The following is a 13,974-nucleotide window of genomic DNA, read 5'->3' as shown; positions in this document are numbered from 1 at the left end:
TCGACCAAGAAGTTCTGGTCGGGACCGCGTGGGATCCCGACCAGAACTTCTTGATCGACCAGGGGTGCCGGGTGAGTCAGGGGGTCTCGACGATCATGCCGGCGCCGACCGTGCGGTTCGTGGCCTCGTCGATGATGATGAACCCGCCGGTGGTGCGGTTACGGCGATACTCGTCGGCCAGCAGCGGGATGGTGGTCCGCAGGCGAACCCGACCGATCTCGTTGAGCCGCAACTCGTTCGCCGACTCGTCGCGATGCAGTGAATTGATGTCGAGACGGTAGTGCATGCCCCGCACGATGGCCCGCGCCGCGCGGGTCGTGTGCTTGATCGAATACTTGCCGCCGACCTGCAACGGACGCGTCTCGTCCATCCAGCAGACCATCGCCTCGATGTCCTGGGCGACCGCGGGCGCGTTGTTCGGCCGGCAGATCATGTCACCGCGCGAGATGTCGATCTCGTTTTCCAGGCGTACCGTCACCGACATCGGCGGGAACGCCTCCGCGACCGGCCCGTCGGCGGTCTCCACCGTGGAGATCCGGCTGGTGAAGCCCGAAGGCAGCACCATCACCTCGTCACCCGGCTTGAGCACCCCCGAGGCCACCTGGCCGGCATAGCCCCGATAGTCGGTCACGGTGGTCGACTGGGGGCGGATCACGTACTGCACCGGGAAGCGGACATCGACCAAATTACGGTCGCTGGCGATGTGCACCCGCTCCAGGTGATGCAGCAACGCCGGGCCTTCGTACCAGGGCATGTTCTGCGAGCGGCTGACGATGTTGTCGCCCCGCAGAGCCGAGATCGGCACCACCGTCAGATCCGGCACGTCCAGCTTCGCGGCGAACGCGGTGAACTCGTCGGCGATCCGCTCGAAGACCTCCTGCGAGAAGTCGACCAGATCCATCTTGTTGACGCAGAGCACCAGGTGCGGCACCCGCAACAACGAGCAGAGGAACGCATGCCGGCGGGACTGCTCGACCAGCCCCTTGCGGGCATCCACCAGGATCAGCGCCAGGTCGGCCGTGGAGGCCCCGGTGACCATGTTCCGGGTGTACTGGATGTGCCCGGGGGTGTCGGCGATGATGAACTTGCGCCGGGGCGTGGCGAAGTAGCGGTACGCCACGTCGATCGTGATGCCCTGCTCCCGCTCCGCCCGCAGCCCGTCGGTGAGCAGCGCCAGGTTGGTGTACTCGTCGCCCCGGGCCGCGCTGACCGCCTCGACTGCCGCCAACTGGTCGGTGAACAGCGACTTCGTGTCGTAGAGCAGCCGACCGATCAGGGTCGACTTGCCGTCGTCCACACTCCCGGCCGTGGCGAAACGCAACAGATCCATCGGCCGGCCCTCGGCCACGGGAGCGGCGTCCAGAGTTTCGGTGCTCATCAGAAGTAGCCCTCCCGCTTACGGTCCTCCATCGCGGCCTCGCTGACCCGGTCGTCACCCCGGGTCGCGCCACGCTCGGTGATCCGGGTCGCGGCGACCTCCTCGATGACCTTCTCGACCGTGTCCGCGTCCGAGCGCACCGCCGCCGTGCAGGAGGCGTCACCCACCGTGCGATACCGCACCCGGGCCTTGAACCGCTCCTCACCGGCCCGCGCCGGCAGGAACTCGTTCACCGCGTAGAGCATCCCGTCGCGCTCGACCACCTCACGCTCGTGCGCGTAGTAGATCGACGGCAACTCGATCCGCTCGCGGGCGATGTAGTGCCACACGTCCAACTCCGTCCAGTTGGACAGCGGGAACACCCGGATCGACTCGCCCGGATGATGCCTCCCGTTGTAGAGCGCCCACAGCTCCGGCCGCTGGTTCTTCGGATCCCACTGGCCGAACTCGTCCCGGAAGCTGAACATCCGCTCCTTCGCCCTGGCCTTCTCCTCATCCCGCCGCGCCCCGCCGAAGAGGGCGTTGAAACGGTGCTTCTCCACCGCCTCCAGCAGCACCGGCGTCTGGATCCGGTTACGCGTCCCGTCCGCGGACTCGCGGACCAGGCCACTGGCCAGAGCCTCCGGCACGCTGGCCACCACCAGTTGCAGGCCCAGCTCGGCCACCCGCCGGTCGCGGTAGTCGAGCACCTCCGGGAAGTTGTGACCCGTGTCGACGTGCATCACCGGGAACGGAATGTGACCCGGCGCGAACGCCTTCTGCGCCAGCCGGAGCATGACGATCGAGTCCTTGCCACCGGAGAAGAGCAGCACCGGCCGCTCCAACTCGGCGACCACCTCGCGCATCACGAAGATGCTCTCCGCCTCAAGCGCGTCGAGATGGGTGACCTGGTACGCAGCACTGGTCATGACTCGGGCTCGATTCGCTCGGTCATCCGCTTTCCAGACCTTTCCGGTCGGGGATGTCAGGAAGTAGCGACAGGCTACCCGCAATGCCGATGCAACGCCGCAAGTAACCGGCTGGCGAGATCCTTACGGCACACCAACAGGTCCGGCAGGCGCGGATCCGCCTCGTTGTATTTCAGCGCAGAACCATCGATCCGGGAAGCGTGCAGTCCGGTGGCCGTCGCCACAGCGACCGGCGCCGCCGAATCCCACTCGTACTGCCCGCCGGCATGGATGTACGCATCCACCTCACCGGTGACCACCGCAGCGATCTTCGCCCCGGCCGAGCCCATCGGCACCAACTGCGCCCCGACCTCCTCCGCGAGATCGGTCAGGAACACCGGCGGCCGACTGCGACTCGCCGCCAACCGCAACCGCCCCGCACCGCCCGCCGTGGCCGCCTCCGGTGTCATCGGCGGATAGGCCGGCGGCAGGTCCGTACCCAGCACCCGGTGCTGAGCCGGCAGCCCGACCGCACCGGCGACCAGACCATGCGAGGTGGTCGCGTTACGCGCCCAGAGCGCCACGTGCACCGCCCAGTCCGCGCGCCCCTCCTCGCTGAACTCCCGCGTCCCGTCCAACGGGTCGATGATCCACACCCGATCGGCGGTCAACCGCGAAACGGCACCGGTGTTCACCTCGGCCGCCCACGCCAGTCGGGAACCCTCGTCCTCCTCGGAGAGCACCGCGTCACCCGGGCGCCACCTCGCCAACTCGGTACGGATCAGGTCGTGCGAGACCTTGTCCCCCGCCGACTTCAACGCACCGGCATCGGCGAACCCCATCTCCGCCCGCAGGCCCAGCAGCGCCTGCCCGGCACGATCCGCCAGCCACCGCGCGAACGCCCCGTCGATCATCGGTGGACCGCTCATGCTTCCGCTCCCGTCGCCACGATCCGCGTATGCCGAGCGGCCGGCCCCGCCCGACCGCCGAACCCGCACACTACCGGGCCACCGACGAACCCGACCGCCGCCGCCCGCCCCCGACACGTGTGTCGGCACCCAGCGGCGCGGAGGCCGACGTCGAACGGGCGCCCCGGCGCCCGCGCTAGACCCCGTGGTAGAGGTTCTGAGTCGGCTCCACACCCCGGCTGACCACGGATTCCACCACGTCCGCGGCCCGGTCCACCAGAAAGTCCAACTCCTTGCGTTCCGCCGTGCCGAAATCCGACAGCACATAGTCCGCCGGATCCTGCCGCCCCGGCGGACGACCGATCCCGAACCGCACCCGCACGTAGTCCTTCGTGCCAAACGACTTCGACATCGACCGCAGGCCGTTGTGCCCGCCCTCACCACCGCCGCACTTGACCCGCACCTGGCCGTAACCGATGTCCAGCTCGTCGTGCACCGCGATCACCCGCCCCGGCGGCACCTTGTAGAACTGCGCCAGACCGGCCACCGGCCCACCGGACAGATTCATGTAGGTCAGCGGCTTGGCCAGCACCAACTTGGGCCCGCCCAACCCCAGCCGCCCCTCTGCGACCTCCGCCACCGCCCGCCGGTGCCGGCCGAACTTCGCACCCAGCCGACCAGCCAGCAGGTCGGCGACCATGAACCCGACGTTGTGCCGGTTGCCCGCGTACTCCCGACCCGGGTTACCCAGGCCGACCACCAGCCACGGCCCGGTCTCGTCCGTCACCGCCCGCCCCTCCCGCTCGCACCGGCGGTCGACCACCGCCCACGCCGCCGATCATCCGATACGCCGACAGGCGCCCCCCGCAGAACCCGGGGACGCCTGTCGCAAACTGCGAGACTGTCAGGCCTCGGTACGAGCCTCGGTGTCCGCCTCGCCCTCGGCGGACGGCGCCTCGGCAGCGCCCTCGGTGACCTCGCCGACCTCGGCCTCGGCCTCCTCGGTGGCCTCCTCGACCTCGGGCAGCGTCGACTCCAGCTGCTCGGCGGTCGGCGCGGCGGTGACCGTGGCGATCGTCAGCTCCGGGTCGGCGGCCAGCTCCACACCCGCCGGCAACGACACGTCAGCGGCGGTGACATGGGAACCCGGCTCGGCACCCTCGATCGAAGCCTCCAGGTGATCCGGCACCTTGGTCGCGTCCGCGGTCACCGAGAGGGTGTCGTGGTCGTGCACGATCAGCGTGTCGCGCGCGGCCTCACCGGTGAGCTGGACCGGCACGTCCACGGTGACCTTCTCGCCGCGACGCACCAGCAGCAGGTCGACGTGCTCGAAGGTGTCCTTGATCGGGTTCCGCTGGATCGCCTTCGGCAGCGCCAGCGCCAGCGTGCCGTCGCTGATGTCGAGCGCCAACAGCTGGTTGGCGCCACCGTTGCGGATGGCCGCCGCGAACTCGCGGGCCGGCAGCGCGATGTGCTTGGGCTTCTCGCCATGGCCGTACAGCACGGCGGGCACCTTGCCGGCCCGGCGGGTACGGCGGGCACCACCCTTGCCGAACTCGGTGCGGGGCTCGGCGCTGATCTTTACCTCGGACACGGGGAAACTCCTGATGCTTCGCTGCGGCAGCTTGTCGTCTGGCGGTGCTGGGCGGGGGGCTCGCAGGGGCTCATGCGTCAGCAGACTGCCCGGAGCACCGCGTCGATCACGGTGCCTCCGTGCGGCGCTTCTCAGCGGCCCGCAGGGCACCCTCGCCGTGGCAACCGCACCAGTCTACCCGAGCGATTTCCCGGGTTTCCGGCAGTCCCCGTACCCGCGCGGACACCCCGCCCCGGCACCAACCAGCCGGCTCGGTCGTGAACCGCGCTCAGCTCAGCCCACCGAAGAGCGTGGTCACCGAGCCGTCGTCGAAGACCTCGCGGATCGCCCGGGCCAGCAGCGGCGCGATCGACAGCACGGTGAGCTTGTCGAGCTGCTTCTCCGGCGGCAAGGGGAGCGTGTTGGTCACCACGACCTCGCTGATCGGGCTGTTCTTCAACCGCTCCGCCGCCGGGTCGGACAGCAGCGCGTGGGTGGACGCCACGATCACGTCCGCCGCTCCCGACTCCTTCAGGATGTCCGCCGCCCGGCAGATCGTGCCGCCCGTGTCGATCATGTCGTCGACGACCAGGCAGACCCGACCCTCGACCTCACCGACGACCCGGTTCGCCACCACCTGGTTCGGCTTCATCGGGTCCCGAGTCTTGTGGATGAACGCCAGCGGGCAACCACCCAGCCGGTCCGTCCACCGCTCGGCCACCCGCACCCGGCCCGAATCCGGCGCGACCACCGTCATCGGCCGGCCCGCGTACTTGCGCTCCACGTACTCGGCCAGGATGTCCATCGCGAAGAGGTGGTCCACCGGACCGTCGAAGAAGCCCTGGATCTGCGCGGTGTGCAGGTCCACGGTGAGGATCCGGTTCGCCCCGGCGGTCTTCAGCAGGTCGGCGACCAACCGCGCCGAGATCGGCTCCCGACCGCGGTGCTTCTTGTCCTGGCGGGAGTACGGATAGAACGGCAGGACGACAGTGATCCGCTTGGCCGAACCGCGCTTCAGCGCGTCCACCATGATCAGGGTCTCCATGACCCAGGTGTTCACCCCGTGCGTGACCGACTGCACCACGAAGGCGTCCGAACCACGTACCGAGTCCTTGAAGCGTACGAAGATCTCGCCGTTGGCGAACTCGTACGCGTCGGCCGGCGTCGGCGCGACGCCGAGCACCTCACCGATCTCCTTGGCCAACTCCGGAAAACCACGTCCGGAGAAGAGCATCAGGCTCTTGCGGTTTTCGGCGACGATGCTGCCCATGGGCCCGTCTGCTCCCGTGTTCGGTCGGCGGTACCCGGCCTGTTGGTGGTGGTCGGCCGGGGACTATTCGGTTGCAGTATCTCCCGGCTCGGGCGTACCGCCCACCGACTCGGCGGTGCCGTGGATTGCCTCACCTTCACTTGCGGAGAACGCCGCCGCCGGAGCACCCTGCGCACCCCGAAGGGCACGCTCGGCCGCCTCGGCGGAAGCCGTGCCCGCGCGCTTGCGCGCCACCCAGCCCTCGACGCTGCGCTGCGGCGCCCGGGTCAACCCCAACGCCCCCGGCGGCACGTCCTTGTTGATCGCGCTACCCGCCGCCACGTACGCCCCGGCGCCCACCTCGACCGGTGCGATGAGGCTCGTGTCGCAGCCCACGAACGCCGCCTCGCCGACCACGGTGCGGTGCTTGTTCACCCCGTCGTAGTTCACGAAGATCGTCGCCGCGCCGATGTTCGCCCTCGCTCCGATCGTCGCGTCACCCACGTACGACAGGTGCGGCACCTTGGCGCCGGCCCCCAGCTCGGAATTCTTCACCTCGACGAACGTGCCGACCTTCGACCGCTCCGCCAACCGGGCGTCCGGCCGCAGGTACGCGTACGGCCCGACGCTGGCGCCCGGACCCACCTCGGCGCCGACCGCATGGCTGCGCAACACCGTCGCGCCGTGCCTTACCACCGTGTCGATCAACGTCACGTCCGGCCCGACCACCGCGCCGCTGCCGACCACCGAACCGCCACATAGCTGGGTGTTCTGATCCACCACCGCGTCGCGGTCCAGCGCCACCGTCACGTCGATCCAGGTGGTCTCGGGGTCGAGCAGACTGACGCCGGCCCGCATCCACCGCTCGTTGACCCGGTCACGCAGCAGCCGGCGCAACGCCGCGAGTTCCACCCGGTCGTTGCAACCGAGCGTCTCGGTGTGGTCGGCGGCCAGGTGCACCCCCACCGGCTCGCCGGCGGAGACCAGCATCTTGAAGACGTCGGTGAGGTACTCCTCGCCCTGGTCGTTGTCGGTCGACAGCTTGCCGAGCACGTCCCGCAGCCGGGTCGCGTCGAACGCGTAGATGCCAGCGTTGATCTCACGGACAGCGAGCTGTCCGGGAGTGGCGTCACGCTGCTCGACGATCTGTTCCAACCGGCCCGCCGAGTCCCGCACGATGCGCCCGAGCCCGGTCGGGTCCGGCACCTCCGCCGCGAGCACGGTCGCCGCGGCGCCCTCGCTCTCGTGGGCCGCCACCAGCGCACCGACCGTCTCGGGCCGCAGCAACGGCACATCGCCGTTGAGCACCACCACCGTGCCGGTGACCTCCGGGGCGGCCTCCAGCGCGATCCGCACCGCGTGCCCGGTGCCGAGCTGTTCCGCCTGGTGGACCGCGGTGGCCTCGGGGGCGATCCCGGCAAGGTGGGCGCGGACCTGGTCGGCGCCGTGCCCCACCACCACCAGGGTGCGCGCCGCAGCCAGCGGGTCGGCCGCGTTGAGCACGTGGCCCACCAGCGTCCGACCGAGCAGTGGATGCAGCACCTTGGGCAACGAGGACTTCATCCGCTTGCCCTCACCGGCAGCGAGTACGACGACGGTACGGGTGTGGGGCTCGGGCACGACGTGGCTCCCGTCGGAACGCGGACAGTCTCGCGGCCATGCTAACCAGACAATCCGGCCTGTTCGGCAGGGGTACGAGGATCGGCAGTTGAGGGTGCTTGCTGGGGTGCCTGGATTCGAACCAGGAGCTCAAGGCTCCAAAGGCCTGCGGGTTGCCATTACCCCACACCCCATAGAAATGTCAAGCCGACAGGCCGCATCAAACCGCTGAAGTGTGTTCAGCCGCGGACCGGAACAGCTCGGCGATCATACCCTCTATTCGCCAGTAGAGCTCGCGGCTACGCGGCACATTGATCACGAGACAGCCCTTGTACTCGTCACCGGCGTTGTCCTTCGGGGAGAGCTGGCACAAAGTGCACCACGCCGATCCGACGAGCGCCCGGCACGGTGTCCTGCGGGGGCAGATCGACGTCTCGGCCCGGATGATCTGGCTGTTCGAGAAGGTCGGGGCGGCGTGGGACGTGCGCTGGCCGAAGCCGGAACGGATCGCGGCGAAGCTGGCCCGGCCAGCGACCGAGCGTTGACCGGGCGGCCAACCCGCAAGTTACCTGACAGTATGTTCGGGTGACCGGGCGGAGAGCAGGCAGCATCCCACGACAGGGCGTCACCGAGCGCCAGCGAGGTGACGAGATGGCCGACATTCCTCCCGCGGTGGGCGGCAAACGGCGGCGGTCGGTGCCCGCCGCGGCGGGCAAGCCGACGTCCCGGGTACGCATGTCCGCCGCCCAGCGTCGCGAGCAGTTGATCGCGATCGGCCGGCAGATCTTCGCCGAGCGTGGTTTCGACGCCACCTCCATCGAGGAGGTGGCGTCGCGCGCGAAGGTCTCCAAGCCGGTGGTCTACGAGCACTTCGGCGGCAAGGAGGGGCTCTATGCGGTGGTGGTGGACCGCGAGGTCCGGTCCCTGCTGGACCGGATCACCACGGCACTGACCGCGGGTCATCCGCGGGAGCTGCTGGAGCAGGCCGCGTTGGCCCTGCTCGGCTACATCGAGGAGGAGACCAGCGGGTTCCGGGTGCTGGTACGGGAGTCGCCGGTGCTCTCGGCGACCGGCAACTTCAGCAGCGTGATGAACGACGTGGCGCACCAGGTGGAGCACATTCTCGGCGCGGAGTTCTCCAGTCGCGGTTACGACCCCAAATTGGCCGAGTTGTACGCGCAGGCGCTGGTGGGCATGGTCGCGTTGACCGGCCGGTGGTGGCTGGAGGTGCGTAAGCCGCGCAAGGAGGCGGTGGCCGCGCACCTGGTGAATCTCTCCTGGAACGGGTTGTCGCACCTGGAGGACAAGCCGGGTCTGATCACCGCGGGCGGGCGCTGAGCGGCGTCGGTGGGGCGCAGCTTCGCTCAGCGGCGGTGGATCTCGGCGACGGGGTGGTTCCGACGGCTCCGCTCGACCTCGGCGTCCTCGTGCGGGCCGACCTTGTCGTAGAGGCCGGTGCCGAGCAGGATCAGCCCGAACAGCATCGAGACGATCACCGTCGACATGGAGAAGTTCAGGAAGTTGGCGTCGGTCTGGAGCACCGACATCATCAGGATGCTGGTGACCAGGAATACGGCTCCGGCGGTGAGGTTCATGTAGTGACCGAGGTTGGTTCGCCGGGACGCGCCGACGATGAGCACGACCCCGAAGGCGATCGAGGCCAGTGAGAAGGCCAGGTTGGTGCGCAGGCCCAGAGCCCAGTTGCCGTTTCGGCCGAACAGCGGGTCGCCCCAGGTGAGCGCGGTCCCCCAGACACCGAAGATGAGGATGTAGAGCCCGACCAGACCGGACAGCGCCCGGTAGAACGACCGTGCCGGATGGTTGACCGGAAAGTGCGGCATCGACTCCTCCACGCAAAGCGGGACAACAACGACATTGTCCCGCAATCACGCGGTTCGCGTCCCCCGAACGCCAACTCAACAGCAGCAACCCGCCGACACGGCGAGGCCACGCCCGGAATCGGCCGCGAGTCTGCCCGAGGCGCAACCACGCGGCTCAAGATCCCCATCCCGGCCGGGCGCGCCGAACGGATGCGCAACCCCGACGGGTTGTCGCCGGAGCCCGACCCGCGCAGGGATCAAGCCTGACCGCCCGGAGCGGGTCGGGCTCCGGCGAAACCACAATCGCAACCAGAAGCGGGACCTCAGAGCACGAGTCGAGCCTCCTGCCACGCCTCGTGCTCCTCGTCGCTGCCGACCTTGCTGTACATGCCGGCCATCAGCAGCACCAGGCTGAGCACCATCTGAACGATCACCGTGACGACGCTGACGTTGAAGATGTTGGCCTCGGTCCGGCTGAGGGCGAGACCCGCCAGGCTGACCACCAAGATCAGATAGGCGGACCATTGGTTGATCAACACGTCGAGGTTGCGCCCGATGGCGGTGCCGGCCAGCACGATCGCACCGATCACGATGCTGAACAGGGAGAAGCCGAGGTTCGTCCCCTGCCCCAGGACCTGGGTGTCGCCCTGGCCGAAGAAGGGCTCACCGGTGCTGGTCAGGAAGCCGATCACACCGAAGACCACCAGGTACAGACCGATGAGCCCGCCGATCGCCCGGTAGATCGGCCGCGCGGGGTGGTTGACGGGGGTGTGGGCCATGTCTGTGTCTCCAACGCCGTTGAGTGAGGGTCGACGGCGATTCTCCCGCATCATGCCCTGTGACGCCGCACACGGGTCCCGCGAGCGTCATGTCGGAGCAGCGTCGATGCCGGGTGGGGTGGCTCAGCCTGCGGGGATCTCGTCGGCCAGCGCGAGCCAGGCCAGCTCGGCCTCCTCACGCTCGCCGCGTACCTGGGTGAGCTGGGCGTCCAGCTCGGCCACCTTGCTGTAGTCGGTGGCGTTCGCGGCGAGTTGGTCCAGCAGGGTGGCCTCCTTCTGTTCCAGCTTGCCGACCTGCCGTTCGAGGCGGACAAGTTCCTTGCGGGCCTGCCGGGCCTCGGCGGCGCTCATTCCGCCGCCGGCCGGGCCGGTGGCCGGTGCCGAAGGTGCCGGGGTACGTCCGGTGCCCGGCCGGTCGTTGGCGCGGGCAAGGTACTCGTCGACACCACCGGGCAGATGCACCAGCCGGCCGTCACCGAACATGCCGTACGCCGAGTCCGTCACCCGCTCGATGAGGTAGCGGTCGTGGCTGGCCACCACGATCGTGCCGGGCCAGGAGTCGAGCAGGTCCTCCAACGCGGCGAGGGTGTCGGTGTCGAGGTCGTTTGTGGGTTCGTCGAGCAGCAGCACGTTCGGTTCGCTGGCCAGCAGGCGCAGCATCTGGAGCCGACGCCGCTCGCCGCCGGAGAGATCACCGACCGGAGTCCAGAGGCGCCGGTCGTCGAAGCCGAACACCTCGGCGAGCTGGGCGGCGGAGATCTCCCGGTCGCCGAGGCGGACCCGCCGGGCGACCTCCTCGACGGCTTCCAGGACGCGCAGGTCGCTGGGCAGTTCGGCGAGTTCCTGGGAGAGGAAGGCGGGCCGTACGGTGCTGCCGGTGGCCATCCGTCCGCTGTCGGGGCGGGTGACGCCGGCCAGCATCCGTAGCAGGGTGGTCTTGCCGGCGCCGTTGGCGCCGAGGATGGCGATCCGGTCGCCGGGGCCGACCTGCCAGGTGGTGTCGTCGAGGATGGTCTTGGGGCCGGCGTGCAGCCGGACGTGTTCCAGGTCGTACACCTGCTTGCCGAGGCGGGCGGTGGCCAGCCGTTGCAGCGACATCGTGTCGCGCGGTGGCGGCACGTCGGCGATGAGCGCGTTGGCCGCGTCGATACGGAACTTCGGCTTCGAGGTGCGGGCCGGCGGGCCACGGCGCAGCCAGGCGATCTCCTTGCGGAGCAGGTTCTGTCGGCGCGCCTCGGTGGCGGCGGCGATCCTTTCCCGCTCGGCGCGGGCGAGGATCCAGGCGGCGTAGCCGCCCTCGTAGGCCCGCACGGTCTGGTCGGCGACCTCCCACGTGGTGGTGCAGACGGCGTCGAGGAACCAGCGGTCGTGGGTGACCACGACCAGAGCGCCCTTGCGGCCGACCAGGTGCCGGGCCAGCCAGTCGACGCCGCTGACGTCGAGGTGGTTGGTGGGCTCGTCGAGGATGAGCAGGTCGGCGTCGCGGACCAGCAAGGCGGCCAGCGCCACCCGGCGGCGTTCGCCACCGGACATCGGCCCGACCGGAGCGTCGAGTCCCAGGTGCGGCATGCCAAGCCCGTCGAGGATGGCGCGTACGCCGGCGTCACCGGCCCATTCGTGCTCCGCGCCCATGCTCTCGGCGAGCCACTCGGTGCCGAGCACGACGTCGCGGACGGTGGCCTCGGGGCTGAGGGTGAGGTTCTGTGGCAGCCAGGCGACGCGCAGGTCGCGACGGTGGGTGACCCGGCCGTCGTCGGGCTGCTCAATCCGGGTCAACAGTCGGAGCAGGGTGGACTTGCCGGCGCCGTTGAGCCCGACGACGCCGATCCGGTCGGCGTCCTCCAGGCCGAGCGAGACCTCGGTGAGCAGTGGCCCGGCCGCGCCGTAGCCCTTGGACACCCGGTCCAGGTTGACGATGTTGGCCACGTATCCACCTTCCATGATCAAGGCGTCCCGGTGCCGGGGGGCACCTGGGGACGCCTGTCGTTCCAGGGTACGCGGGCGGTCGCTGCTCGGCGGCGTCCCGGGCACCGGGCAGCGGCGGACGCAACCGAGCGCCACCTGACCCGCGCCGGGTCGGCGGGTGGACTCAGGTGATCCGGGCGCCGTGCACCGGGCCGTGGGCGATGCGGGCCTCCCGGCACACCCCGGCCGCCGCCAACTCTGCGGCGACGCGTTCCGCGTCGGCGGCGTCGGCGGTGAGGAACACGCAGGTGGGCCCCGAGCCGGAGACGATGCCGGCCAGCGCCCCGGCCGCCTCGCCGGCCTTCAGGGTGCTCGCCAGCGACGGTCGCATGGCCAGGGCGGCGTCCTGAAGGTCGTTGCCGAGGGTCGGTGCGAGCACCCGGGGATCGCGCTGCCGCAGTGCGGCGAGCAGCCCGTCGGTGCTGCCCAGGGGCGGGCCGGCGGCGCCGGTCTCGCGGAGCCGGTCGAGTTCCCGGTACGCCTGCGGGGTGGACAGGCCGCCGTCGGCGATGGCGACCACCCAGTGCCAGGAGGTGGGCCGGGCCAGCACCGGACTGACCGCCTCGCCCCGGCCGGTGCCCAACGCGGTGCCGCCGTGGATCAGGAAGGGCACGTCCGAGCCGAGGTCGGCGGCGATGCTCGCCAACTCGTCACGGGACAGGCCGGTGCCCCACAACGCGTCGCAGGCGACCAGGGCGGCCGCCGCGTCGGCGCTGCCGCCGGCGAGCCCACCGGCCAGCGGGATCTGCTTGCGCAGGTGAAGCCGGGCGTGCGGCATGACGCCTGCGTACCCGGCGAGGGCGTGCGCCGCCCGGAGGATCAGGTTGGAGTCGTCGAGGGCAAGCTCCCCGGTGCCCTCGCCCTCCATGGTGAGGGTCAGCGTGTCGCCGCGTCGCGCGGTCAGCTCGTCGTAGATCGAGATCGCGTGGTAGACGGTGTTCAGCTCGTGGTAGCCGTCCCGGCGCAGCGGGCCGACCCCCAGGTGCAGGTTGACCTTGGCGGGCACCCGTACCCGGACCGGACCGCTCGCCCCGCGCGGCTCGTCGTCGTCCGGTCGCCAGGCCTCGGTCACGGGGTGATGTCCCGGACGGGCAACCGCACGTCGAACGGCTTGTTCACGATCAGCTCCTCGGCGGAGTCGGCGACCAGCTCGTACCGGCCGTCGACAAGGTCGTACGCGTACACGTGCACGGGATTCTGCTCGATCCGCCAGTAGTGCGGGATGCCGACGTCGGCGTAGTCGGCGGGCTTCTCCAACCGGTCCCGACGCCGGGTGCCGGGCGAGACGACCTCGACGGCGAGCACCACCTGCTCGGCGTCAACATAGTGGTTGTCGGCGACCACCGGGCGCCTGAGCAGCACCACATCCGGCTCGAAGGTGTTGCGGTGGCTGATCACCACGCCGACCGCAGTGGCAGGCTCGACACTGAGGGGCGCGTTACGGAACAGCCACATCCAGAGCCGGTTGGCGATGTTCTGATGACCGATGGTGGGGGAAGGGACCAAGACCAGGACTCCGTCACGCAACTCGACGCGGGGGGCGTCGTCGGGGAAGGCCAGCACGTCCTCGACGGTGTAGTTGGCCAGGCGTTGCCGAAGCGGGTCCGGGCCCCACATGCCGGACACGTCGGGATCGATCGGCTGGGCGGTCACTGGTACACCTCCTCGGCGGGCACGGCCTCAGCCTACTGGGCTGCCGGCGTACGGCTCGGGGCCGACGCGGCCACGGCGGCGAACTGCTCGACGGTGAGTGACTCGCCGCGTGCGCCGGGGTCGACGCCGGCGGCGGTGAGCGCGGCGGCGGCCCGGTCGGCGC

The 13,974-nt window shown here is 70.0% G+C and carries 13 protein-coding genes, 1 tRNA gene and 2 pseudogenes; 2 read left to right on the top strand and 14 right to left on the bottom strand.

Going from position 1 to position 13,974, the window contains the following annotated elements; genetic code table 11:
- Positions 1-76 precede the first annotated feature (76 nt).
- From cysN to AC2CHE_RS19535, 8 genes are all read right to left on the bottom strand, one after another.
- Positions 77-1,378, bottom strand: a complete 1,302-nt coding sequence (gene cysN, locus AC2CHE_RS19570; RefSeq protein WP_484506342.1) for a sulfate adenylyltransferase subunit CysN — start codon at positions 1,376-1,378, stop codon at positions 77-79.
- Positions 1,378-2,286, bottom strand: a complete 909-nt coding sequence (gene cysD, locus AC2CHE_RS19565; protein ID WP_093408204.1) for a sulfate adenylyltransferase subunit CysD — start codon at positions 2,284-2,286, stop codon at positions 1,378-1,380. The genes cysN and cysD overlap by 1 nt, the downstream gene beginning before the upstream one ends.
- Positions 2,287-2,360: 74 nt before the next feature.
- Positions 2,361-3,194 (bottom strand): inositol monophosphatase family protein, encoded by an 834-nt coding sequence (locus tag AC2CHE_RS19560; protein ID WP_210937689.1) that lies wholly within the window; start codon positions 3,192-3,194, stop codon positions 2,361-2,363.
- Positions 3,195-3,369: 175 nt separating this feature from the next.
- Positions 3,370-3,960 carry an aminoacyl-tRNA hydrolase gene (pth, locus tag AC2CHE_RS19555; protein ID WP_484506341.1) on the bottom strand — a complete coding sequence of 197 codons (591 nt, stop codon included), beginning with the start codon at positions 3,958-3,960 and terminating at the stop codon, positions 3,370-3,372.
- Positions 3,961-4,077: 117 nt separating this feature from the next.
- On the bottom strand, positions 4,078-4,767 hold the full coding sequence (locus AC2CHE_RS19550) for a 50S ribosomal protein L25/general stress protein Ctc (protein WP_484506340.1): 690 nt from the start codon (positions 4,765-4,767) through the stop codon (positions 4,078-4,080).
- A gap of 268 nt (positions 4,768-5,035) precedes the next feature.
- Complete coding sequence (locus AC2CHE_RS19545; RefSeq protein WP_484506339.1) at positions 5,036-6,016, bottom strand: ribose-phosphate diphosphokinase; 981 nt, start codon at positions 6,014-6,016, stop codon at positions 5,036-5,038.
- A gap of 63 nt (positions 6,017-6,079) precedes the next feature.
- Positions 6,080-7,615: a bifunctional UDP-N-acetylglucosamine diphosphorylase/glucosamine-1-phosphate N-acetyltransferase GlmU gene (glmU, locus tag AC2CHE_RS19540; protein WP_484506338.1), complete on the bottom strand. Its 1,536-nt coding sequence runs from the start codon at positions 7,613-7,615 to the stop codon at positions 6,080-6,082.
- A gap of 101 nt (positions 7,616-7,716) precedes the next feature.
- Positions 7,717-7,788 (bottom strand) — tRNA-Gln (locus AC2CHE_RS19535).
- 153 nt (positions 7,789-7,941) lie between these two features.
- On the opposite strand from AC2CHE_RS19535, the pseudogene AC2CHE_RS19530 reads away from it, so the two are divergent.
- Both AC2CHE_RS19530 and AC2CHE_RS19525 read left to right on the top strand, forming a co-directional pair.
- Positions 7,942-8,139, top strand: a pseudogene (locus AC2CHE_RS19530) (acyl-CoA desaturase); the annotation flags it as partial.
- Between the two features lie 106 nt (positions 8,140-8,245).
- Entirely contained in the window at positions 8,246-8,932 is a 687-nt protein-coding gene (locus AC2CHE_RS19525; protein WP_484506337.1) for a TetR family transcriptional regulator, read from the top strand.
- 26 nt (positions 8,933-8,958) lie between these two features.
- Here AC2CHE_RS19525 and AC2CHE_RS19520 read toward each other — a convergent pair whose 3' ends face one another.
- The 6 genes and pseudogenes from AC2CHE_RS19520 to AC2CHE_RS19495 all read right to left on the bottom strand — a co-directional run.
- Positions 8,959-9,435, bottom strand: a complete 477-nt coding sequence (locus AC2CHE_RS19520) for a DUF4383 domain-containing protein (RefSeq protein ID WP_484506336.1) — start codon at positions 9,433-9,435, stop codon at positions 8,959-8,961.
- A 302-nt stretch (positions 9,436-9,737) separates the two neighbouring features.
- Positions 9,738-10,193, bottom strand: a complete 456-nt coding sequence (locus AC2CHE_RS19515) for a DUF4383 domain-containing protein (protein ID WP_484506335.1) — start codon at positions 10,191-10,193, stop codon at positions 9,738-9,740.
- A gap of 123 nt (positions 10,194-10,316) precedes the next feature.
- The gene (locus tag AC2CHE_RS19510) at positions 10,317-12,119 is read right to left on the bottom strand and encodes an ABC-F family ATP-binding cassette domain-containing protein (protein WP_484506334.1); all 1,803 of its coding nucleotides are present in this window, start codon (positions 12,117-12,119) and stop codon (positions 10,317-10,319) included.
- A gap of 163 nt (positions 12,120-12,282) precedes the next feature.
- Positions 12,283-13,230, bottom strand: coding sequence for a 4-(cytidine 5'-diphospho)-2-C-methyl-D-erythritol kinase (locus AC2CHE_RS19505; RefSeq protein ID WP_484506333.1), 948 nt, complete (start codon positions 13,228-13,230; stop codon positions 12,283-12,285).
- Entirely contained in the window at positions 13,227-13,811 is a 585-nt protein-coding gene (locus tag AC2CHE_RS19500) for a Uma2 family endonuclease (protein WP_484506332.1), read from the bottom strand. The genes AC2CHE_RS19505 and AC2CHE_RS19500 overlap by 4 nt, the downstream gene beginning before the upstream one ends.
- A 32-nt stretch (positions 13,812-13,843) precedes the next feature.
- A pseudogene (locus AC2CHE_RS19495) lies at positions 13,844-13,974 on the bottom strand (16S rRNA (adenine(1518)-N(6)/adenine(1519)-N(6))-dimethyltransferase RsmA); the annotation flags it as partial.

This window comes from Micromonospora sp. ATLC16, assembly GCF_057196645.1.
The sequence above is the reverse complement of the archived record's forward strand: the minus strand, read 5'-3'. Positions and strand labels throughout refer to the sequence as shown.